The organism is Amycolatopsis sp. CB00013 (assembly GCF_001905755.1).
Taxonomy (GTDB): Bacteria; Actinomycetota; Actinomycetes; order Mycobacteriales; family Pseudonocardiaceae; genus Amycolatopsis; species Amycolatopsis japonica.
The window spans coordinates 531,846-553,790 of record NZ_LIWC01000003.1 but is presented as its reverse complement, the minus strand read 5'-3'; the positions used below and the strand labels follow the sequence as shown (position 1 = coordinate 553,790).

The 21,945-nt window shown below is 64.1% G+C and carries 14 protein-coding genes and 4 pseudogenes; 7 read left to right on the top strand and 11 right to left on the bottom strand.

The features are described 5' to 3' along the window. Positions 1–536: 536 nt before the first annotated feature. Genes AMK34_RS22150 through AMK34_RS22140 form a run of 3 tightly spaced genes read left to right on the top strand, consistent with a single transcriptional unit; the run spans position 537 to position 3,965 of the window. Positions 537–1,847 carry an N-6 DNA methylase gene (locus AMK34_RS22150; protein WP_073846653.1) on the top strand — a complete coding sequence of 437 codons (1,311 nt, stop codon included), beginning with the start codon at positions 537–539 and terminating at the stop codon, positions 1,845–1,847. Further along, positions 1,831–3,018 (top strand): restriction endonuclease subunit S, encoded by a 1,188-nt coding sequence (locus tag AMK34_RS22145; RefSeq protein ID WP_143202556.1) that lies wholly within the window; start codon positions 1,831–1,833, stop codon positions 3,016–3,018. Before AMK34_RS22150 ends, AMK34_RS22145 begins: the two co-directional genes overlap by 17 nt. After that, positions 3,009–3,965: a hypothetical protein gene (locus AMK34_RS22140; RefSeq protein WP_073846651.1), complete on the top strand. Its 957-nt coding sequence runs from the start codon at positions 3,009–3,011 to the stop codon at positions 3,963–3,965. Before AMK34_RS22145 ends, AMK34_RS22140 begins: the two co-directional genes overlap by 10 nt. 871 nt (positions 3,966–4,836) lie before the next feature. On the opposite strand, the pseudogene AMK34_RS43240 reads toward AMK34_RS22140, so the two are convergent. The 4 genes and pseudogenes from AMK34_RS43240 to AMK34_RS22120 all read right to left on the bottom strand — a co-directional run. Then, positions 4,837–5,026, bottom strand: a pseudogene (locus AMK34_RS43240) (transposase); the annotation flags it as partial. 56 nt (positions 5,027–5,082) lie between these two features. Further along, positions 5,083–6,636, bottom strand: a complete 1,554-nt coding sequence (locus tag AMK34_RS22130; RefSeq protein ID WP_073846650.1) for a DUF6185 family protein — start codon at positions 6,634–6,636, stop codon at positions 5,083–5,085. 1,218 nt (positions 6,637–7,854) lie between these two features. Next, a pseudogene (locus AMK34_RS22125) lies at positions 7,855–8,096 on the bottom strand (transposase); the annotation flags it as partial. Positions 8,097–8,184: 88 nt separating this feature from the next. After that, a pseudogene (locus tag AMK34_RS22120) lies at positions 8,185–8,367 on the bottom strand (tyrosine-type recombinase/integrase); the annotation flags it as partial. Between the two features lie 1,516 nt (positions 8,368–9,883). On the opposite strand from AMK34_RS22120, the gene AMK34_RS22105 reads away from it, so the two are divergent. After that, complete coding sequence (locus AMK34_RS22105; RefSeq protein ID WP_143202555.1) at positions 9,884–10,132, top strand: AlbA family DNA-binding domain-containing protein; 249 nt, start codon at positions 9,884–9,886, stop codon at positions 10,130–10,132. Here AMK34_RS22105 and AMK34_RS43525 read toward each other — a convergent pair. After that, positions 10,059–10,300, bottom strand: a pseudogene (locus AMK34_RS43525) (IS21 family transposase); the annotation flags it as partial. The gene AMK34_RS22105 and the pseudogene AMK34_RS43525 overlap by 74 nt on opposite strands. 344 nt (positions 10,301–10,644) lie before the next feature. Here AMK34_RS43525 and AMK34_RS22100 point away from each other — a divergent pair. Next, complete coding sequence (locus AMK34_RS22100) at positions 10,645–11,535, top strand: inositol monophosphatase family protein (RefSeq protein ID WP_158073301.1); 891 nt, start codon at positions 10,645–10,647, stop codon at positions 11,533–11,535. A 668-nt stretch (positions 11,536–12,203) separates the two neighbouring features. Here AMK34_RS22100 and AMK34_RS22095 read toward each other — a convergent pair. The 4 genes from AMK34_RS22095 to AMK34_RS42770 all read right to left on the bottom strand — a co-directional run bounded on the left by AMK34_RS22095 (position 12,204) and on the right by AMK34_RS42770 (position 18,403). Next, positions 12,204–14,927 carry an ATP-binding protein gene (locus AMK34_RS22095; protein ID WP_073846645.1) on the bottom strand — a complete coding sequence of 908 codons (2,724 nt, stop codon included), beginning with the start codon at positions 14,925–14,927 and terminating at the stop codon, positions 12,204–12,206. Positions 14,928–16,259: 1,332 nt separating this feature from the next. Further along, positions 16,260–17,624 (bottom strand): pentapeptide repeat-containing protein, encoded by a 1,365-nt coding sequence (locus AMK34_RS22080; protein ID WP_158073300.1) that lies wholly within the window; start codon positions 17,622–17,624, stop codon positions 16,260–16,262. Positions 17,625–17,877: 253 nt separating this feature from the next. Further along, a complete protein-coding gene (locus AMK34_RS22075; protein WP_073846642.1) occupies positions 17,878–18,102 on the bottom strand; it encodes a hypothetical protein in 225 nt (74 codons plus the stop codon). Positions 18,103–18,157: 55 nt separating this feature from the next. Then, positions 18,158–18,403, bottom strand: coding sequence for a hypothetical protein (locus tag AMK34_RS42770; RefSeq protein ID WP_143202554.1), 246 nt, complete (start codon positions 18,401–18,403; stop codon positions 18,158–18,160). Positions 18,404–18,805: 402 nt separating this feature from the next. On the opposite strand from AMK34_RS42770, the gene AMK34_RS22070 reads away from it, so the two are divergent. Both AMK34_RS22070 and AMK34_RS22060 read left to right on the top strand, forming a co-directional pair. Continuing rightward, positions 18,806–19,045, top strand: a complete 240-nt coding sequence (locus AMK34_RS22070) for a hypothetical protein (protein ID WP_073846641.1) — start codon at positions 18,806–18,808, stop codon at positions 19,043–19,045. Between the two features lie 340 nt (positions 19,046–19,385). Continuing rightward, positions 19,386–19,832 (top strand): hypothetical protein, encoded by a 447-nt coding sequence (locus AMK34_RS22060; protein ID WP_143202553.1) that lies wholly within the window; start codon positions 19,386–19,388, stop codon positions 19,830–19,832. A 123-nt stretch (positions 19,833–19,955) separates the two neighbouring features. On the opposite strand, the gene AMK34_RS22055 is transcribed toward AMK34_RS22060, so the two are convergent. After that, positions 19,956–21,431 carry a tyrosine-type recombinase/integrase gene (locus tag AMK34_RS22055; RefSeq protein ID WP_073846638.1) on the bottom strand — a complete coding sequence of 492 codons (1,476 nt, stop codon included), beginning with the start codon at positions 21,429–21,431 and terminating at the stop codon, positions 19,956–19,958. A gap of 86 nt (positions 21,432–21,517) precedes the next feature. Then, positions 21,518–21,793 (bottom strand): helix-turn-helix domain-containing protein, encoded by a 276-nt coding sequence (locus AMK34_RS42765; protein ID WP_073846637.1) that lies wholly within the window; start codon positions 21,791–21,793, stop codon positions 21,518–21,520. Positions 21,794–21,945 lie beyond the last annotated feature (152 nt).

Genomic DNA, 21,945 nt, shown 5'->3' with positions numbered 1-21,945 from the left:
CATGTGATCGGCAGGCGACGCGGTTCGGGATGGGTGAGCAGATCGACTTGTTCGAGGCGTCGGCGGTCAGCTACCTCTATCAGCTCCGCAAGGCGCTCTACCTCTGCGTCGAATAGACAGGAGCCGGTCCCGACTGGTCCGTGGCCATCGAAGCGGGCGACGACATCGAGGTCCACTAGGACGCGGGACCGGGCCTCTACCAACTCAAGCACCGCGCCCCGGGGACCAAGATGACTGACAAGGCCACTGACCTGTGGAAGGGCCTGCGGATCTGGGCCACCGGTTGGGCCGAGTCTGCAGACAGACAGGATCGCCTCCACCTTTTCCTGCTCACGACCGCCGAGGCCGCCGCGGAGGTCGCCGCCTACCATCTCCTGACGCGCGGCGTTGAGCTACACGTCAGACGACCACATCCAGCGCCTTGGGAGAAGTGGTATGGACGGCATTGTGTAGCAGCCTGCAACGGAGAGTTGCGGTCGACGTTAGTTTGTGTAAAGATTCGCAGCTTTGCTCAAGACGGACGGGGAGTACTGCTTGTGAACAGCGAGAGAGAGCTGCTGGCCCGGGTCCGGGAGGACCTCCGGGCGGCTGGCTACCCGCTCGTCCTCGCCGACATGCGCTTGCCCACCACCCGCAAGGAGCATCGCCTCGACGTCGTCGCGTTCGCCGCAGACAGCACCGGCGCTCTGCAGCCCGCTGTCGTCGTCGAGATCAAGAAACGAAGGGTTCACGACCCGCAACTCGTCCTCGACCAGCTCGCCTTGGCTCGCGACATCCTCGGAACCCGACTGCACTACCTCGTCACCCCCGATGGCTGGCTCGAGGCTGATGGCGGCCTGCGCCGCCTGCAGCAGGTCGACGGCCCTGCCGAGGCGGACCGGCCCGGCGGCGAACTGCGTGACATCTCCACCGTCGAGCTTCTGCTGCAGCAGTACCTGCGGGCCGAGGGCAACCGGCACCGCAACGAGGCCGGACCAGATGCCGCCCTGGGCGCGGTTCGTGATTTGCTGATTCGCTTCGCCAGCCCGGCCACTGTGCCTGCTGACCAGACCGTGCCGATGGACCCGGCAACGCGGTGGCTCGCCGTGCGCGACGTCGTTCGCAAGTACCTGGCTCGCGACAGGCATCTCGAGCCGTTGCTCAGCCAGCCAGCGCTCGCTCGGCCAGTGGCTCAACTCCTCGGCGACGTCGTCCCTCCGCGCGTCGAGGATCCGTTCGCTGGCCTCGGCGCCTTCCTGTGGGCGGTCGCCGACCGAGCAGTGGAAGCTGGCACCGTGGTGCAGCTGTCCGGCACGGACATCAACTCCAACGTGGTTGAGCTCGCTTCGGCGGTGGGTGCGCTCTGCCCAGTGCCGCTGCAGTTCCGCGTCGGCGACAGCTTCCGCCTACAGGATGGCGATCCGGCCGACGCGGTCCTCACGCAGCCGCCGCTGGGCCTGCGACTCCCCGACCCGTTCCCTCTGTCCAGCGGTGCGACGACGAAGGACGGTGAGCTGGCCGCGATCGACGTCGCCCTGAGCCGCCTCACATCAGGCGGCCGCGCTGTCCTGCACATCAGCCGTGGGTGGACGTTCCGCAGCGGAGACGCGGCGCGGTACCGCGCGTACTTGGCGGCGAAGTGGCGCGTCGCTGCGCTCATCGGGCTGCCAGCCGGGGCGTACGCCGGCACGAGCATCCCGTCGACGATCCTGGTCGTTGACCGTGCTCAGCCCGGCGAGACGTTCGTCGCGAACCTCGAGGCGAACTGGGCGGAGGAGCTTGCCCCCGGCGGCTCCGTGCTCACCGAGTGCCTGAAGCATCTCGACGCACCGCACATGCTTGGCGGCGCGGGTGGCCGAGGTGATTAGTCCCGTCACTGCTGTTCTCGATCTGCGGGAGCGAGCAAACTGGGACGTCACCGCGTTGCTCGCACCGACGCCCGACGAGCTGTGGGGTCAGCAACCGCTCATTCCGCTGGGTGCGCTCGTGCAGGTGCGCACGCCGCGCAACGAGGCGAAGGAGGACGAACCTGTTGTCGGTCCGGGGAGCGTTGACACCGTCACTGGTGACGTCTGCACCCGCCGTGGCCGTGGCGCCCATCGACTCGTCCTGCGCGTCGGGAATACGGACGCCGCCGCCCACCTCGGTGACGTCCTGGTGCCGCAGCTCGGTGACGGCCCCTGCGTCCTCATCGGCGAGCAGCACCGCGCCCTGACCTTCGTCAACTTCGTCGCGCTGCGCCCTGAGCAGCCGACCACCGGCCTCTGGCTGTGGGCCGCGCTGAGCTCTGCTCGTGGACGCGCGCTGCGCCGAACCCTGGCGGTCGGCACTACCGGGCGACTCCCGCTGACCGCGCTGCTCAACACGCCCGTTCCGGTACCGCTCCCGCCCGCCGACCCGTGCTACGCCCAGCTCTCAGAGCTGCACGCGCGGACCAGCGTCGCCGTGGGCTCCGAAGGGCGCAGCTGGTGGCGCGTCACCACGCTGCCAGTTGACGGCCAGTGGCACCGCTACCTCGTCACGCCCACACCCGAGGTCTTCAACGACGGCGTTCCACTGAAGGAACTCGCCACTATCATCGCTGGCCGCAACCCGCCTGGCGTCTTCGAGCAGCCGCGGCCAGGCGCCCTGCCCGTCCTCAACGGTCGGTCGGTCGATGGGAACAAGGTGCAGCGCTGGGCCGAGCCGGGGACCGGTGTAGTCGCGGAGCCCGGTGACGTCGCCGTTGTCGAGGTCGGGGTGCGCGGACGGGCAGCCCTGGTCACGCAATCGGCCATCGCCGGGACGGGCGTGCTGCTGGTCAAGCCTCACGACCGCAGCCATGGCGAAGCGCTGGCCGCCTATCTGCGCAGCGAGCCCGCTCAAACGCTCCGCGGCACCCTCATCACCGGCGGCGTCATTCCCAGGCTGAGCCGTAGCACCCTGGCGCAGCTGCCCGTGCCGTACGACGCGCTGTCCGCCTCCGGGGATGCCCATGCGCAGCAGCCGTCTCCCCACGCCCCACTGAGCGAGAAGTTGGAGCAGCTGCTGTGGAGCTGACCGCACGGCTGGCGCCCGTGGTGTTTGCTGAGCTGTACCAGGAGCTCCAGAGCAGCTGCGCCACACAGATGGCTGACCGGCTAGCCGACATCGACCGCGATCTCGACTGGCTCAGCTTGACCATCCAGCGGTACGAGGCGCTCTGGGCGTACCGGCTCACCCTGCCGGACCCTCAGGAGCGGTACCAGCCGCTCGACGCCGACCACGCGGCCCTTGCCGCCTGGATCGCTGCCGGACTGCGCGGCTACGGTCCGAGCAACGAGATCAACCAGGCCGTGCAACAGGCCGTGCGCGACCGGACCGCCGGCGACCCGCCGGAGCTCGTCCGGGACCACAGCCGAGTCGCGCTCGTCGCCTGGAGCCTCGGGCAGGTGGTTGGCGACTACGACCGCTCTCTGCCCGTTGTGTTCTGCGAACCGCTCGCCGACCGCAGTGTGCAACTGGCCTACGAGGGGCTCGTGCAGCACGTAGTCGGGCTGCCGGAGGTGGACGAGTGGCCCGAGATGCTTGGCAGCGCCGTGCTGTGGCGGGCGTGCGGGCTCGCCGACGGCCTACGCCCACAAAGGGGCGGCAGATCCAACCTGGAAGCGAGCGTGAACGAGCTCATCGCCGGGATGCGCCGCTACGTCAGCTCCACCGTGCTCCTCCAGTGGGCAAAGGAGTGGCCCGAGTACACGAAGGTCCGCAACGGTTTCACCCACGTCGCCGGGGAGAACGGCGCGTACTCCTTCGCTGACGTCGCCTCACGCATGCGCAACCGCAGCGAGGTAGCGCCCGCCCTGACCAGCGCTACCACGTTCATCGGTCACAGCCTTGCCGAAGAGCTTCTCGACAGCCCGCTGGCGCGGTGGCGAGCCGTGGCAGACAACCTCGAGTGGGAACTTCAGGCCTACGAAGACTTCGCGCCCGCCGGATCCGACTCATGGACGTCACCACATTCCGGCTGACTTACAGAACTGAGGTCCGGCCCTCAGCAGAACGATCTCGATCAGGTTGGTGCCCTTCCCAAAACCCGGCCAGGGCGGCGGCACGTTCTGAGATCACCGACCGTTGACAGGAAATGCCGCCGCCACTGGCCTCCAAATACGGTCTCGGTCTCCAGACGAATGGCGTGCAACCCGCAATCTAACGAGCGGCGCTACTACTTGGCAGCACCTCGGCCCACTTCTACCCTAATTCAGAGCGCGGTCATCGGCAACACCCTGACGAGGCGACGGATCGGCCAGAGCGTCGTAACGGCCGTTCGCTTTTGGCGTTCTAGCTGCACCAGTTCATTGGCAGGGGCAACAACGCCGTCAATTGCTGGATCGAGTCGGAAATTGACCGCTACCTCACGACCCGGTATCAACTGGCGGTGCCTGACCACCCGAAGCCGTTCTCGCGCCGCTCGCGTTCTGCCGCGGATGCGGCCAGGAGTACCTGTCGGTCATTCGCATATCCGATGGTTCCGGCTACGGCTCCCGAGCGATGCCACTGGTAATGCCTGTAGCGGCTATCTGTACGTCGACACCACCCAGCCTCTGGCCTGTAGATACGGCGTGCTGGAACGACTTCCAACCGGTTAACTGGTCGGTCGTTCCAGCACGCGGACCCTTCTGCACGCGGGCGCTCCGCTTCCACCGCCCTCGCAGGAAAAGGCTGGCCATGTCTTAGCCGGTACTGCACGCAGCCGTCCATATGGACTTAGCCTCCGTGGGCCAAACAATCAAGGGCCTCCGGCTTGAAGGAGCGCCGCCCACGGGTCCGGCTCAACTGGGCCGTGGACGGCGCCTGCTCACAAGACCATCAACCTCGGTGACTTCTCCTGAAAGGGCACCCCCCGAACGAAGGCGGCAGATCCGCCACGCACAACCGCTGGTCAGCACGTACACAATCGCCGTGAACACGCGCGAGCGTCCAGCGGGATCGTGCCACCGCCTTGCGGACGCGGCTCAAACACCGGAATCAGCGGCTCCACCAGCACCCATAACTCATCCGGCACCAACCGCAACGACAAACGATCAACCACAGCCAAGATCATCGCTCACAACCGAGCGACCACCACATAAGAAACGCCCCTAGCATTTACCGTCGTTGGAGGTGGCCGGTATCGACGCTGGGGAATGACACATCTCCACCCTGGGTCGCGCTCCATACAGCCAGAATTGCCAAGGCTGGGGTGACCAGCACTGTCATCGCGGCCGCAATGCTGTCGATGCCGTACTTTTGCAGTTTTGTTCGCAGTCTCGATCCGACCGGCTCCAGCTTGATTTCGGCCAACACCGCCAGATCCATGCGCAGTCCTAAGATCAGCATCACTGCCGCGAACAACAACAGGTCGGCGGTCGCACGCCAGTCCACACCTAGCCCGAGCGCCAGCTCGATAGTCACGACGGTAACCGGAGCCGCAGCGTAGGTCAGCAATACAGGCAGCATCTTCACTATGCCGCGCCTGCCGGGAAGGTGCTGCCAGGCGAGACCGATCGCCGCTGCGGCCAATAGCCACTTGGCAAATTCCCAGCCTGCCATACCGACCAGGTCAAGCAACACCGAGACCTGTTGGTTGATGGTAACCAATGGCGCGGTCATTAGACGGATTAGGACCAGCACAGCACCTGCGAGCAACCCGGGCAGTACCACTCCCCGTACGGCGGCGATCAGGTTGCCGCGCGGGTCACCACCCGGGCCGAGCGCCAGGAGCAGGTGCAGGGCTCGCGCTCCCAGACCGGGCACGAGTTGGTGCGCGTCCTTCGATTCCGCTTTTACCTTCAGTGCTTCAGGGTCGAGAGGTTGGTCCGCGACAGTGGTGAGGACCGGCCGCATGCGGCGTGTGTACAGCCGGACCAGTAAACCGATTGCTGCGAGCCCCAGAGGCCAAGCGGGCACGGAAAATCCTGCCACCTCGAGGTCCCACCAGATTGGACCGATGAGGAACAGCAGCGCGGCTGCACGGAACGCCTCAGGGGAACGGTTCGGGAACCAGTGGCGAGCGAATAGGCGGTAGATAGCTGCTGCCGCGACGAGTAGCAGCAGCCAAGCCAGTTCGTAGTACAAGTCCCACAAGAAGTACTGATACAAAGGAGCCGGTTCGACAATTCGCACAGTGTGGCCAAGCCATTCCCGTCTGTCTTGGTTGGCCCGCTCCACAACCAGTTTCTCGATCAACAGGATCGCCGAGCCGAGTCCTGCCCAGTACCACAGCCACTGTGGCGCGCCCTTGCGTTTCCCATTCCATGCCAGGATTCTCAGTGCGTTTCCACCGGCGGCTAGGAGGAGGAAGGTGGTCAAGAAGAGGCTCGCCAGGCGTGTTGCTATCGAGCCCATATTTTCCCCGAGCGGACCAGCATACGACGTCAACGACACGAGCCAGAGCGTTGCAAGTGCCCCGCCGCCTGCCCCGATGATCGCCGTCCAGGGCACCCACCAGATCGCGGCGAGCAACATGCTGAGCAGCACCAAGCCCACATTTAGCAAGGATGATGCCGTTTTACCTGCTGAAAGTGTCGGGCCGAATATCGCCAGCCCGCCCGCGGCGAGCACTATCAGCGGCAGGGGCGTCACCGCGCGCCGGGCGACCCTGCGGTCGACAGACTGAAACCGCGCCCGGGGCAGGTAGGCAATCTGCAGTGCCTGCCGCACTCGAACCCACCGCGCGGCCCCGTCGGCTTTCGGCGCGGGCGCCCGCCGTGTTGAGGGCGGGTACAGCCAACGACCGTACGTGACAGGATCGAGTCGGTTCCACCACAGTGATCCGATCCAGGACCGGTACCACGTCGAGAACGACGGGTCGGTTCGACGACTCCGAGTGAGCCGTCGTGGTCGCACTCTGGGCAGCGGCCGGGACCACGTGTGTACCGCCCGGGTAGCAATGACTGCAAACATCAACGGCGACAGCACCCAGCCAGCCGCTGCCAGGTAGGGCAGAACAGGCCGCGTAACTGCGGCAATCGCGAGCTGGGCTCGATCGTCCGGGGTGAGCCAAAGACCTGCTGCCCAATCGTCTGTAAACGGGGCAACTCGCTCCCATCGGGTCAGACCTGGGCTGACGGTGACCGTCTCCCGCGGCTGCGGGGCGGGCTGCCATTCCACGGGCACAGCTATCGACACTGTCCATACCGCTCTATGCAGGCCTGGTGGGACGTCCACGCCGAGCCACCAGCTCTTGCTGCCTTCGACAGTCAAGCGCGCAATGCCCGACCATGCATCCCACTGAGCTGCCCGTGTGGGATCGGGCGGGACGACGTCGGCGTAGGAATGCTCAGAGATGGTCACGGTATCCGCGTCTGCCACGACCACGGGGTCTTCTTCGCGGATTTCCAGAGGGCTCCTTGTCGCCCCCAGTAGACAGGCGACCAGATTCCGGCGCGCAGGGTCATCATCTGCGCCGACCAAGTCCTGGGCTCCGCTCGCCGTCCTGGGAAGCCGAACCTGAGTCTGGGTGGTAATTCGCGGGTAGTCCAAGCCAGCCATCGCTGCCGAGATCTGAACGTTCACTTCGGCTTGTGGATACTCATGCGTGCACGACGGCGGCGCGGTCTGCTTATGGCCCATGGCGAGAAGCGCCGCACCGCCGACCCCCCCAACCGCGAAGAGCGTGAAGATCAAAGCACTTCGGACGAATGTCGACAACACACGTCTTCGCTCTGACCACCGCTGTCGCCGTTCTTGTTGGCCGTGCATCAGACCTGCTCCCCATGATCGACGCGGCGGCAATGTGATCGGCAGCGAAGTTGCCGGGCCCTTCGTGGCGGGCACAATATCAGGCGAGCATTCACGATCGGGCAGCACTTCGTTCGAGCGCCAGGCCAATGCCGGGTCTGTCAAACGAACGAACGGTGTAACTCGGGTTGAAGGAAACTACTTGCGTCCGGCGGCCAGGCGGCCGTCGAAAGCGATCTCGAAGGTGTTCAAGGCGGGTTTCCACCGCATGGTCCAGCATTTCCGGCCGGTACCGGTCGGGTCCAGGCTCATGATCGCCATATAGACGCACTTGAGCGCGGCCTGCTCGTCGGAAAGTGCCCGCGGGCCTTCACGGCGCGGCGGATGCGAGCGTTGTCGCTCTCGATCGCGTTGGTCGAGCAGATCACCCGCCGGATCTGATGGACGGCCCCGCGAATACCTGAATCGCTGGGCGCTGCGCCGCCAGGTGGTGAGCCATCACGCTCGTCCGGTGTGGTGGGCGCGGGCTTACTCGGCGGTGCGCTGGGCGGCGTCGGCCGACGGGCGGGCGTAGCGGACGACGCCGCGTATGTCCTGGTGCCCGCTCTTGACCATGAGGTGGGTAACGTCCTGGCCGTCTTCGGCGTTGTGCGTGAGCCCGGAGTGCCGTAGGTCGTGCGGAGTCCAGCCGCCGGTCGCCTTCTTCAACGATTTGAGCGCGGCGTCGTAGCCTTACCAACCGCGCCCGGTGGCCGGGTCGAGGTCGGCGGGCCAGACGATCCCCTTCGCTGAGCCTTTCGCCGCGTGGACGGTGAGGAAGCGGGCCACGGGTGCGGTCGCCGAGTCAGCGGACGAGCAGCCGGGCGGCGAGCCCGCCTCGGTCCAAGGTGACGATGGCCGGCGCTGCCCTGACGCACGACGCCGACACGGGAGTTACGCAGGTCGGTGTCCTCGACGTCGAGCGCGAGGATCTCCTCGGGGCTCAGGCATGCGGAGCATGGTGTGGCCGGCGCGGGCGGCCCTAGCTGCTCCGTCGCACCGCCACAAGCCCGGAACTCCGCTGGACCACGCCGAATACCTCTATCAGCGGTCTAGCGGAACAACCGGCAGTCTCTCGCACTCATCCGGGACGTTCTCGATCCCGGCGCCGAGACGTCAAGGGGCACTGCGGAGCGCAGAGCGTCTCTGACGGCTACCGCACTGCAGCCGCGCGGAATCGCACCGTGACGTCATGGCCGAGCTGGATGCCAGCGGTGATTGTGATCGGGCGCCCGTTGATGTGGGCGGAGTGCCGCCCAGCGGCTTCAAGGTCGGCGACTGGCACTCACGGGCCTGCCGCACCGCGTAGGTGGCGCTGTCGAAGGTGATCAGCACAGCGATGTCGAAGTAGGAGGAGCGGTAAGCCGAGAAGGAGGCGCTTGCCAGGGTGTCCGGGGGAACGACTCTGGCCTTGACCTGGACTCGACGGTCGTCGGCCGCGAGCTGATCGTAAGACTTGACCCAGTTCGCGGCCAGGTTCCCGTCGTAGACCTGGCGGCGAGGTACTCGGCGTAGTTGACCAGCGGGGCGTTGCGAGTCCGCACTCCGACCCGGTCTCGCAGCTCCTGCAGAATCGAGGCGTACCTGGTTAGCAGGTCCGCATTTGATACACCGCTGAGATCGTCGCTAGCCGCCATTTCGTTCATCCTGCCGCCGTCGACATCCGAAGCTCCGGCCGTGGAGATAGTGTCACGCGAGGATTCCGGCTGACCGGCAGTCCAGGCACTCCCACGCCATCGCAGGCCTGCAAGTCGGCCACGCGCGGACCGGCTCTCCACAACAAAACACCACCGTAATGCGGTACGACCGCAGGGCCTGCTCCGGCGAGCTTCTCGAAGTACGCGAGGTACCCATGGAAAGCACGCCCGCGGCGACGCCCGTCTCCAACAGAAACCGGTCGACCTCGGCGTACCACTGCCGGACATGCGCTGGTCAGAGCTCGAACGGCTCGTCGCAAATCCAGGCCACCTCGCGCTTAGCAGCCTCGTCGGCGAAACGCCACCATCGTCCCCGCGAGGACCCGCCACCGGTGATCGCCAGCCGAGATGCGCCGAGACAATCATCATGGTCGCCAGCACCGAGATCCAGTCGGCGCCCAGCGTGACGACGGTGCCGCGACCAAGAGTTGAGTCCGCGCTGGGACCAGACTCCGTGCCCTTGAACGGCTGGCGGAACAGAGGGGTCTGAGGTGTCTGACGAACCGCGTGCAGGACAGGATGCTCGCCTGGTCGCGTTAGTGCACCGACTGATCGCGCTGCCGCGGGAAACGGACTGGGTGGAGTTCAAGGAGAACTTCTTCAAGGCCGAGGACATCGGCCAGTACATCTCGGCGCTGGCGAACTCCGCAGCGCTCGGCAGCCAGGGCGGCGGCGGCCGGCCTTCCACGCCTGCTTGGCACGAGCGACGGCGCGACGGGTGGTCCGCTCGACGCCGGTGAAACCCATCGCGACCAGGCGTTCATGCACCACGTCAGCGCGAACCTCGCCCTCCGACGCCTCGACCAGCTCCTCGATCTTCTCAGCGAACGGGTCGATCTTCGGCCGTTTCACGGCCGGTCCAGTGAGTCTCCGTCGGCGTCGCGGATCGCGACATACCGGGCGACGGTCTTCTCGTTAGCCAGCACCTCCATCCCCGGGGACCCGGCCCGCGAACCACTGTCCGAAGTCCAAGCCGTCGAGTTGTCAACGCTGTTCAAGGCGATGACTGGCCATATCGAAGAGCACTTCACTGGTTGCACGCCTATCACCTTTCCCTGCCGGTGGGCGCGATTTTCGAATCCGACTTCAAGTTCGCCAGCAACATCAGCAGGAGAACGTGCATCAAACCACGCATTCTATACTTCACTCATATTTCGACAATTAGACTCAATCGTCAAATCATGAGATTATCTCAGCCGAGACACGGATAGTAGCAGCCCTAAACCGAAGAATGCGCCTACCGGAGGCATACATGACCGAGCATTTAACCCTGGCCGTCTCTGCCGCCAAGGCGGCAGCCAGGCATCTGTTGATGCTATTCGAACAACGCCCAAGAGTGGAAGCTAAGTACTCTTCACAACTACTTACAGACGCAGACCTACTGGCCGAGAAGGCCATTCTTGAAGTACTCGAAGACAGGCACCCCGATCATTCAATAGTCTCGGAAGAGTCGGGAATAAAGCAGGCTCAGTCGCCTTTTACCTGGTACGTCGACCCACTTGACGGAACCACCAATTTTATTACTGGCTGCGCATACTTTTCTGTTTCCATTGCACTGGCTCGCGACGACGAGATTGTCGCCGCCACAGTGCTGAACCCGGTCACCGACGAGCTGTACACGGCCACGCGAGGCGGTGGATCTTATCTAAATGGCCAACGCATTCAGTGCCGAGAGACAGACCGGGCCGCAGTAGCATTAGTCGGGACCGACCTCAGCGTAAATAAGCCCGCCTACGCGCTCAAAGGGCAGTCGTTGACGGAGGTGTTGAACCAAGGCTGCCGGGCCGTGGTAATCAACCGAGCACCCGCACTCGACTTGTGCAACATTGCCCGCGGCCGCCTCGATGCACTGATCGACAACGGATCCAGAGCCGTCGATCATGCCGCAGGAAGCCTTGTTCTGAGCGAAGCGAAGGGGCGAGTGCGGAACTTTCTCCACCCGTCATGGTCACCGGCGACCACAGGGATCATTGCCGCCGCCGGCCCGCTTCTACAGCCACTCGTGAACCTGCTCGGCCTCCCCGATGCCACCGGCACCACGCCCTCTCGCATCGATCCGCCAAGTCATTTACCGCGGACCGGCCTCGACCCTTCGCGACAACACCGCGGAGACGCAGAGCACCCTAGCAATGACCGGAAGTAGCCGATCGTGAACTCTGTTCACCACTCCAGGCGGCCCGAAGCACACTGAGGGCAGCCACAACGTCGTCACAGATCTGCCTGTGCACAGTGCCGCCCGCATGACGGCCTACCGAATGGAGCATCGACGCAGCCGTATTGGTGAACTCGACGATCGCAGAGACCGCACTGTCGGCATCCACGTCGCGAAGGGTCACTACGTTCGCGCCACGGGCCGGCAGAACGGTGTCCCTGTCACGCAGAACGGGTGACTGACGTAGCGCGCGAGCAAGAGCCACCTCCGCGAACTCGGCATGCTGCTGCCGGGATGCCCAGCGCGGATCGTCCGACACAGCGAGTCCGCACCACCTTGTGACCACTAGCCCCGCCCAGGTCGTCAAGAACACTGTACGCGTGTCCACCGGTTGACAGGTTCCCAATTCGCTGACAATGGCAGCCAGTGTCCGCGAGGGATTGGCCGGACTTACCGCTTCAAAGGTCACGCACCTGATTGTGCCCGACCCGGTCATCGATCCGTAGCGGGGCACGCTCATGAGGCAGGCACGCTCATCGGCGTGAGCATCACGGGATGAACCGCGACGGGCCGCACGTTCCGGCAGGCGGCAAGCGGCAAACCCGACCAGGAACCCCAACTCCAGACGGTCGGCGGAACTTGCCAGGCATACCCAGAGGCTACTCGACAGTCTCGGCGAGGCGCGCCCTAACGGTGTCCCGGAAAGGGTGCCGCAACGTTTCCAGTATTTCCAGGGCCTCCAACCATCGATCGCGGGCATGCGCTCGATGGCCAATTAAGATCAACACCGTTGCCAGATGATGCAGAGCCTCGGCTTGTCCGAACAATTCACCACTATCGGCGAACAGTTTCACGGCGTCCTGATAGCAGTCGACAGCGTCACCGTGACGATCGCTTAGCGCAAGCACCTCCCCTAGAGCATCGAGCGCGCGAGCTTGATCATTGGCGTTGCCAGCATCGCGGTAGATTTCAATCGCAGCGCGACAGTTGGTGGCCGCTGTTTGAAAACGACCTGCCTTGCCTTCTATTCTTCCGATTCCCAGCAGCGCATGCGCGCGAAGGATTTGTCCGCTTTTCTCATCGAGCGCCAGTGATTCACGGTAGTAGCCGAGCGCAATCTCGTATTCGCCCCGCTTGGTATAGATTGCACCAAATAGGCCCAGACAGAGAGCGTTCCCATATTCGTCACCATTTGCTTTGAATAGCTCTAGCGCCGTCATGCAGTTTGATATTGCTTCCCCCCACTGCCCGATGTGCGAGAAAGCCCAGGCCAGGTCGTGATGTAGGCGGGCTTGTATGTCAACACTGACCTCGCCAATGCTGTGCTTAATCATGACCTGATGACTGCGCACCCATTCTTGCCAATGTCCCCGCACTCGGAAGAAATTTGTCAATGTCCAGGGTATCTGCCACGCATATTTCTTCCACCCGTGATCGACCGCACAAACAATAGCCGCGAGAAGGTTCATGCGTTCAGAATCACACCATTCGAGGGCGGCACGATAGTCTGCGATTCGCAAGGTCTCCCCGCACAGTGGCCGGCCAAGGTCGATCGGCCGTCTGTGTGGCCGGAGTTTTCGGTCCGCCGCGAAAGCGGCGTGCAGGTAGAAGTCGACCACTCTTTGCAACGCCGCTTGCAACGCATGGCCGGCCGCATGATCACATGTCATCGTGGTGGCGTAGCTGCGGATCAGGTCGTGCATCGCGTAGCGACCACGGGAATCACGGTCAAGAAGGGAGGCTTCTTCCAGGGAGTGCAACGTCCGCCGCACGTGCAACGGCGGCAGATTCGCCATAGCCACAGCTGCCGCGAGGCTGATGTCGGGGCCGGGAGCAGCTCCGAGAAATACGAAGAGAGTCTGCTGCTCGTGGGTCAGGGCCAGAAATGACCACGACAGGATGGCGGGCAAGCTTGCTGCGGGATCGTCGTCGTCCAGGGCGTCGAGGCCGAGTTCTCGTAGCTCAGCGACCGCTTGCCGCAGGGAGATGTGGGGATGAGCATGTGCGCGTCCGGCTATTATTCCGAGCGCTAGTGCGAAACCGTGGCAGTATCTGATCAGGTCATCCACCGCCTCCGGTTCAGCGTTCACCCGGTGCGGGGTCAGCCAGTCGGTGAGCAGTGCACGTGCGTCTTCGGGCGGCAGCGGGTTCAGGTGCAAGTGGTGTGCACCGTGACGGCTGATCAATGTGGTCAGAATCCTGCGGCTTGTGATTATCACCAGGCTTGAATCCCCACCGGGCAGAAGCGGAATAACCTGATCTGCCGTAGCGGCATTGTCCAGCAGTATGAGCATGCGAAGCTCGGCAGTCAGGCTCCTATATAGGGCCTCCTGGGCGTGCGGATCCGAGGGCACTTTCTCGGGATCGGCTCCGAGTGCGTCGAGGAAGCCTCTTACGGCTGTTTCAGACGACATGGGGCTACCCTCTGGGCTGAAGCCTCGGAGATCAACGAACAGTTGCCCATCCGGAAACCGATCCGCGACACGATGCGCCCAATGCAAGGCCAGCCATGTTTTCCCGATTCCGCCGGCGCCGGCCAGCGGCGAGATCAAAACGGTCCCGCCCCGGTCGGCGGCTTCGTCGAGTGTCCTGGTCATAGCTTGTAGCTCTGCGTTGCGTCCCACGAAGTGGGCTGGTGCGGGTGGCAGTTGCCGCGGCGAAACGTGTGGCGAACTGGCCGAGCCGGGAGGTAGCGGCCTACCTGTCAGCTGGTGGGTACTGGCTGGCGTGCTCACTACGGGCGCCTTGCCGACTGCCGTCAGCTTCCCGTGCTTGGCCCGCGATCCTACAGCTGGAAAGTGTGGATGGTCGGGCAGCGCCACCCATCCGACCGTCGTCACTTCCTTGACCTCGACCTCGACCGGCACATAGCTGGCTGGTGCTGCACCGGGAGCGTGGCGGACAACGTCCTCGAAGAACCACCCGGAAACGACGAGGGCCAGTACCCCCGGGGACGCTGCGAGTGCTGCCTTGAGCGCTGGCGCTGCGTTCAGGCGGAACGCGAGTGTCAGAGATGCCGAGGTCACACCATGCGAGTCATAATGAACTTCTCCTGCATGAAGCGCCATCCTTAGCCGGATCCGTTCCAGGATCACGTGTGTGTCGTTGTGAACTCTCAGCTCAGTGACAAGAAGTGGCGGAAGCCGCTCAACAAACCTGCTCTTGTCCGTCTCGGCAGGAGCAAGCACAAAGATGGCGTCACCGCGGTCCTCGTGGTAGCACCCGTTCCAAGGGACGCCAGCGGCGTCAAACGCCCGGCGGGCAACCTTGTACAACCCGTCCCGGATGGCACGCTGATGAAGGTTTGTACGGGCGCGAGCCCCGAAACCCTCGACGTCAAGTACCACGATCGTATGATGGCGCAGCTCTTGCGTACTTTGCATCGAAGTCCGACCTCCCCGCGACGAACGCTCACTACGCTGACATCAAGCCTGCCACGATCACAGAAGCACGCAGTGAATCAGGATGAATACTCAGCGTACACATCTAGCCCGTTGTCCACCGTCGCCTTCCTGCATGACGAAAAAGGAACCACGTCGGATTCTCGTTGATGCTGAGACCTCGTTCTCGCTGGGCCGCGTCGTTCCCAACTACTCAGCCCAGCACACATACCTAGCCCTCGGCGGATGCATGGATCCGGCCCACCACCAGCGGACAAGCAACTGGGACAGCGCGAATGTTTACTCCACTTGATGGACCAGCGCCAGTCGGCAGTGCCAACCAACCCGGCGATGGCGGCCCTGTCGTGCCAAGATTCTCCGGGTGGCTCCGCGTTCCCTCCACTCGACGTGAAGCCACATCCCTGTGCTGGTGAAGGCGCTGGCTGCCCCGACGCGCGCGAAGCCTGGCGGCGCTAGTCACAGTTGCATGAAGTGCGTGCTGCTGGTGAGCAGCCCCGGAGTCGCCCCCGTGATGCGGACACCTTGAGCCCAGACGGCGTGGAGCTCCATAAGATGGTCACCCGGTGCTGACCAGTGGCTTTACGCGGCCCGTTCGTATTCGTTGACCAGGCCCCGAGCAACCCGCTGTCGCCCGAGCCGCTGGAAGCTGAGTTCTGCCACGGGGTGGGTCGGCTGTGGCGGGCGAAGCTCGCGTACTCGGTGCGGCCGTTGACCGTCGTAGTGCCGGATGTACTCGGCGAGCACCGGCGTTCAGATGCCGCTTACTCAGGAGCAACACACGTCGGCGAACTCGGTTCTGGCCGCGGGCACGAACCTTTCGGCGTAGCACCTCGCCCGTGGGCAACGCGGAGAAATCCTTAACGTCTCGATGCCCGCGTCAGCTAGGACGGCATCGAACGGCGCCCGCGAACTGGCCGGCCCTGCCACGGCTGAGAAATCCGAACTCGTAGACTCGATCATCGAGATCCGTCACCAGGTTGCGGATCTGCTGGAGTGGTCCATCGCCGTCCGGATTCGTGGTCGTGGTCATGCCCGGGATGTGCGCGTAGCGACTGCCGACCACGAGGAACGTAGGGGCGCCCACACCCTTCCCGACTACCGCGTCCGATCTCCCCCGCCTTACGCAACGCCGCCCCACAATCTCGCTACCCCCGCCTCAAGCTACGCCGCCCGCAGCACCGACCTCCTCGACGGATGGCACGTTGACTCGTTCCGCGCCATCCGCACTCAAGGGGTTCAGCCGCTCCCGCGTCTCCTCGATGGCTCGACGACCGACGTGGTGATCGTGCCCGGAATCGTTACGCCTTTTCGGTCTCAGGGCCACACAGTCCGGTTGCCCTCGGGACGGCCGAGACGAACAGAGTCGAAGTTCGCAGTGCGACTGAAGGAAGCGTGTTCGAAACTGGCCTCACCGCCGAGGTAGAGGTTCCTGAACCACGCGTCGTCGTGGAAGGTCGCGCCCGCCAGCCACAGGTCCAGGGAGAAGCGTGCAATGTCGAAAGACACCGTCCGGCAAAACTCTGCTCGGCGGAACCACGCATGGTGGCCGAAGCGGGCGCCGGTGAACTTCGCGTGACCGATGAACCGGACGTCTCCGAAACCCGCGATCTGATTGAAGGAAGCTCTTTCAAACGCCGCGACATTCCCGAACGTGGCATCGTTAAATGCGGCGATTCGCTCGAAGTACGCATCTTCGTACGTGGTGCTGCCGTAAAATTCGGTCTCGCAAAACCAGGCGTCGTCAACGAACCGGGCATCTTGAAAAGAAGAGCTCATCGCGAACGAAGTATTGTCAAAGGAAGTAGTGCTGCCAAACCATGCTCCGACGAACTTCGCTTGATCATCGAAGACGGTACGCTCGAATGAAGTGACATTGGAGAACGCCGCTCCGTCGAAGATAACGGGCCCATGGAAATGGGCATCCTCAAAGGACGTACTGCCGGCAAGGTTTGCCCCGTCGAACCTCGTATCGCCGTAGAACCGCGCCCTGTCGAACGTCGATTCGTGCGCGACACACTGCCGCATATCCCAGTTGACCAGAGCGGCGTCAGCGAGATCGAGTTCAACGTCCTTCCAGTGGTGAACGCTCGGCGTTCCGGGACTGACTGGCGACGTCGGCCGCAGATGTTTAACCAGGATGCGTTGCGCAGTCAACCGAGCCTGAAGCTCCTGCTGGGAGGACTCCTCGGCTGGATCGTCCGGGGAGGTCCCAGCACCGGATGTTCGCGACGGAGGAGTGAACGGCATCCGCAGGTAAGCGCAGAACACGTTGACGGCTGTCTGACGATGGTTCTCATTCTCGGTCGCCAAGCGTTCTAGGGCATAGAGACCCCCGAGTCTCACCACAGCTTGCGAGGACCCGATCTGTTCGACCGATTTGATGTAAAGTTCACTGTTACGTCGTTGGGCCGCGTCGTCCTGGGTTGCCAGCGCGACCTGTTCCTGCAACCTGTGTGTCCGCGCGACATCTTCCTGATCTCGATCCTTCTGACGCAGGGCGATCTCGCTGGTCCGCTGACGCCGCGCGGCGAGCAGCAACGCCGCTGCGCCGCCAGTGCCGACGACGATCGTCCCAGCGGTCTTGATCGCCTCCAGCCGGTTCCGCTCCTGCTCGCCGCCCTGGCCATGACTTAGCAGCAGCCAGGTAGTGATACCCGCTCCGACGAGGAGGGTTGCCACGGCCGACCACCAGATTGCACGCGAGGAAAGAACCGTGTAGCTGACGTATGTGGGCCTGGTGCGGCACTGGTCCGAGACGTCCGGATTCAACGCAGTACCCGCCCTCTCCCCTGCCGTCATCAACCGAGATTGGAGTCGCGAACACCGACGGACGCGTTACTCACTCACGCCGTAGATCCGTGCCGCAAACAGCTACGCCTCCGGCGCAGGAAACGTTGTATCCGCTCATCGGCGTAGGCGGATCAGGTCCCCGCTACTTGAGAATATGTGATCTGGCGCCTTGACGCGCGAAAACCTGCGTGGGCCCGACCGCCTGCTCAGTCCGCTCGTCGAGCTCACCAGTGTCGCTCATCGCGTTGTGGCGCAGAATGTGGAAGTAAACCAGCACGTCGCGGGCACGGGCAAGGCTCGGCGACGCCCAGCCGAGCATGGTCAGCCGTCTGCCCAGATACCACAGGTACGCGGCGTCGGTCGTCACCTCTACAGACCGATGAACTTGGATCGACCTGGCGCTTCAGGTCGCCGAGGAACAGCTAGTTTGAACCCGCGTGGTCAGAGCGCGCGGTGCTGATGCCCGATTGAGCTGCGTCGGCGGCGGCGTGGTACAGGTGGTCGGGAAGGTTGACCCAGCCGCTCGCACTGAGTTCCTTGACCTCGAACTGCACCGGACGCCAGGTCTCCGGTGCAGCGCCGGGAGCGTGACGGACGACGTCCTCGAACAACCAATCAGAGGCAATCGTCACCAACACTCCCGGCGACGCCGCGAGCGCAGCCTTCAACGCGATCCCGATGTCCCCCTCGACTGCAGGGATGACACCGGCACAACTCGCGACGAAGCTCGAACTTTGCCTGCGAGCGTTAAGGCTGCTAGCACGACACCGCAACGGCACCCCAAAACACCTCAGCAATTAGCCGCTGCCGCTCCCCCGGGCGATTACGTACCCCGACATCAATTCTCACAGCGCGCCGACAGCTGGAGCTGCCAAGGCAGCAGGCGTCGACATCATCACGCCGGACGACTGCAAGCAGCACTACTTGGACGGTTTTTCGGCGACTATTGGCACAAGAATCGCTTCACAGCGTGCCGGGCTATAGTACTACTGGGAAAATACCAGAAATGCACTAAAGGCAAGTGCACCTTCGTCGGAAACTGGGCGATCCGCGCCGCATACGTATTCAATATGGCAAACAACGACCGTGCCGCCGAGTTGCAGATCATGGTGTCGAATCTCCGGCTCGGCCGAGGCGTTCCGGATGACGGGCCGCTGAACTTCATCGTCGGCTGCTGGGATCCCGACCCCACCGGGCCAAGCTGCAACCCGGCCACCTCGACCTTCGATCACACCGTCAACCAGTGGAACACCATCGGCACACAGAGCCATCGTGATCCGGTTCGCCGGCGAGTCCATGCCTCAGCCTAACGACCCCGCATTCAACGAGCGGCGCTCGTTCTGCGAGATGAACCCCTACTTCTATGTGGGAACGGCTCGGGGAACGACTTCGTCCAAGCACACACACATGCGGGCGGGACCCATCGCACGCACCGCGGTCAACCCGCAGTACGCCGGTACCACCGACTGTGTGTTTCACAAGGTCACGGGGATCTTCACCCAGAGCGTATCAAACCCGGAGATCACCGAGTCGGCCCAGTTCATCCGGCAAGCCCAGACCAGTATCACCAGCACATGGCCCGGAATCCCAGGCACCTACGTCCCCGGCTAACTCGGCGCCACACCACCCCTGACCCGGATGTACTGCGACGTGGCGATGCGCAACGCCAACCGGACCTCCGCTATCGCGTACCGTGAAGCCGGCTTCGGCAAGGGCTACGCCGTCCGCCCCAACCCCTCTGTGCCCGGCGAGGTAAACGACTGCGACGAATACCCGTTCTCGGCAGGCGGCACCCCCGTCGAGGTGCACACCGCGACCATCCCCGTCCACCATTCTCAATTCACGATCAGCGGCACCTTGTTCCACACCTCCGACCGTGCTCTGTCCGCCGAAGTAGCCCTCAAGATCTGGACTCACGAACCAGCTCACGGCATCGACGAAACACCCCACGAAGAGCACATCTTCAACTCTCCCACTGGCAGCCTCATGATCGCCTGCATAACGGCCTCGCCCAGCGACAAAAACGTCCCGCTCCCCGCCACCGGCGATTACAAGCTTCGCCCGACGAACCCGCACAAGCAACGTCGCCGAGCCTGAAGACCCTGACGTCTACAAAGAATCCTGGACAGTGCAGATCTGGCCGCACCGGTGAACCTCATCACCACCGACGCCGACCAAACAGCGGTCGCGCCCCGCGCGGCCAAGGATCTCCGCAGCGGATCAAGCGGTGCGGCGGTTGTGTTGTTGGTCGCGCGGGACGATGGCGGCGACGGCTTCGGCGGTGTCGCGGGCGAGTTCGGGCAATACGTGGGCGTAGGTGTCTGCGGTGACCGCGATGGAGGAGTGGCCGAGCAGCTCTTGCACGACTTTGAGGTCTGCTCCGGCGGCGATCATGAGTGTGGCCGCGCCGTGGCGTAGGTCGTGCAGGCGTACGGGTGGGAGGTCGGCGGCGTCGGCGATGGCGTGGAAGGCGTCGGTGAGCTTGGCTGGATGCAGCGGGCTGCCGTCGCGTTCGGTGCACACGAGCTCGTGCTCGACCCAGGCGGTCCCGGCCGCCACGCGTAGTTCGTGCTGGTGTTTCTTCTGCCTTCGCAGCACCAGTGTGGTGGCCTCGTCGAGGGCGATGACGCGGCCGGAGGCTTCGCTCTTGGGTTCGCCGAACTCGGCTTTCCATCCCAGTTGCACGATCGCGGTGGAGATGGTGATCGATCGGCTGGCCAGGTCGATGTTCCACCACGGTAGCCCGCAGGCCTCGCCGCGTCGCAATCCCCGATAGGCGATGAGGTGGAACAGCGCGTAGTAGGGGTGCCCCTCGGCCTGGTCGAGGAATCGGCCGACCTGCTCGGGTGTCCACACCATGACCCGTGAGGGCTTCTGTCCGGTGCGCTGCCACCGCTCGACCCGGTCCGGGGTCCACAGCAGTGCCTTCGGGCGGCGCCCGGAGGGCAGCTCAACGTATGAGGCCGGGTTGAAGGTGATCTTCTGGGCGCGGATGGCGGCGTTCAGCGCGGCACGCAGAGTGGCGCGGTAGCGCTGCATGGTGGCCGCGCGCATGACCCGCATGCCGGGCGCGCTCTTGCGGACCTCGGGGTCGTCGCTGCTCTTTGCGGCTGTGATGGTGTCGTTGCGTTCGGCCATGGCGTCGAACATGCGGGAGATGTGCTCGACGGTGAGCACGTCGAGTCGGTAGTGGCCCAGATGCGGGAGCAGCCAGTTGGTGATGTGGCGCTGGTAGGACAACCGGGTTCCTTCACGGATCTTTTTGCGTGTCGCGATCCAACTGGTCAGCCATTGACCGACAGTTGGGATTGCGCCGAGGCCGGCGTTACCTGCGTCGAGCTGCTTGCTGACCGCCTCGGGCGTGGGAAACGGTTCTCCTGTACGCAGCCGGTTGTCGATGAGGTCGCCGATCGTGGCGAGCGCGGCCTCGCCGCGTCGTTCGCCGAGCGTGAGCAGATCGGCGATCTGGTCGAGCTGGTCTTGCGCGGCGGTCTGTGAGGCGAACCCGTGCCGCCTGCGGGTGCGGCGAGTCCCGTCGGGGCGTTTGGGGAGTTCAGCTTGAAACGACCAGGTCCCGTGATGGGAGCTCCACATGCCATTGCCACGCTTGAGTTTCGGGCATTGAGTCCCGAGTTGCTTCCTGGTGCCGGGGTCGGTGCAGGTACAGCGTTTGAATGTGCTGCCTTTGAACGTCATCGCGGATTTTTCCTTTCCTGCAATCCGTGGGGGTGTCGCGTTCGGACACCGGCTATGGACGCTCCGATGCGTTCAGAGGGGAAGCGTCAGGCACGAGGCTCTTTGTCGAGCCCGAGGAGTTCGATCAGTGGTGCGACAGCGATGCGGTAGTTGCGGCCGACGCGAACCGTTGGCACCGGGAGGGTTCCGTTGCGGGCGAGTTTGTAGGCGGTTGTCCGGCCGATGCCGAGCATGTGGGCGGCGGTCATCAGGTCGGTGGTCACTCCGAGGGCGGCGAGCCGTTCACGCGACCATGCTGGTGACGGCGCGGCCGTGGTCGCCGAGTCAGGTGTGGCGGAGGGACGTCGGTCGAGGTCGTGCACAGCAACCTCCTCGCTGTGAGGTGGGTTCGGTGGCAGTCATGGAGTTCTCGTACGAGACGGCGACCGCGATCAACGGGCACCGGCGGGGCCTGGGTCGCCGGGGTGTCGGAACGGCGCAAGTGATCCCGCGCTGTCCTGGAACGGTTCCGGTG

Bases quoted from the DNA above. Each gene is read 5' to 3' on its own strand.
- AMK34_RS22100 (WP_158073301.1), top strand. From the start codon at position 10,645: ATGACCGAGCATTTAACCCTGGCCGTCTCTGCCGCCAAGGCGGCAGCC.
- AMK34_RS22070 (WP_073846641.1), top strand. From the start codon at position 18,806: ATGGCAAACAACGACCGTGCCGCCGAGTTGCAGATCATGGTGTCGAAT.
- AMK34_RS22055 (WP_073846638.1), bottom strand. From the start codon at position 21,431: ATGACGTTCAAAGGCAGCACATTCAAACGCTGTACCTGCACCGACCCC.
- AMK34_RS22095 (WP_073846645.1), bottom strand. From the start codon at position 14,927: ATGCAAAGTACGCAAGAGCTGCGCCATCATACGATCGTGGTACTTGAC.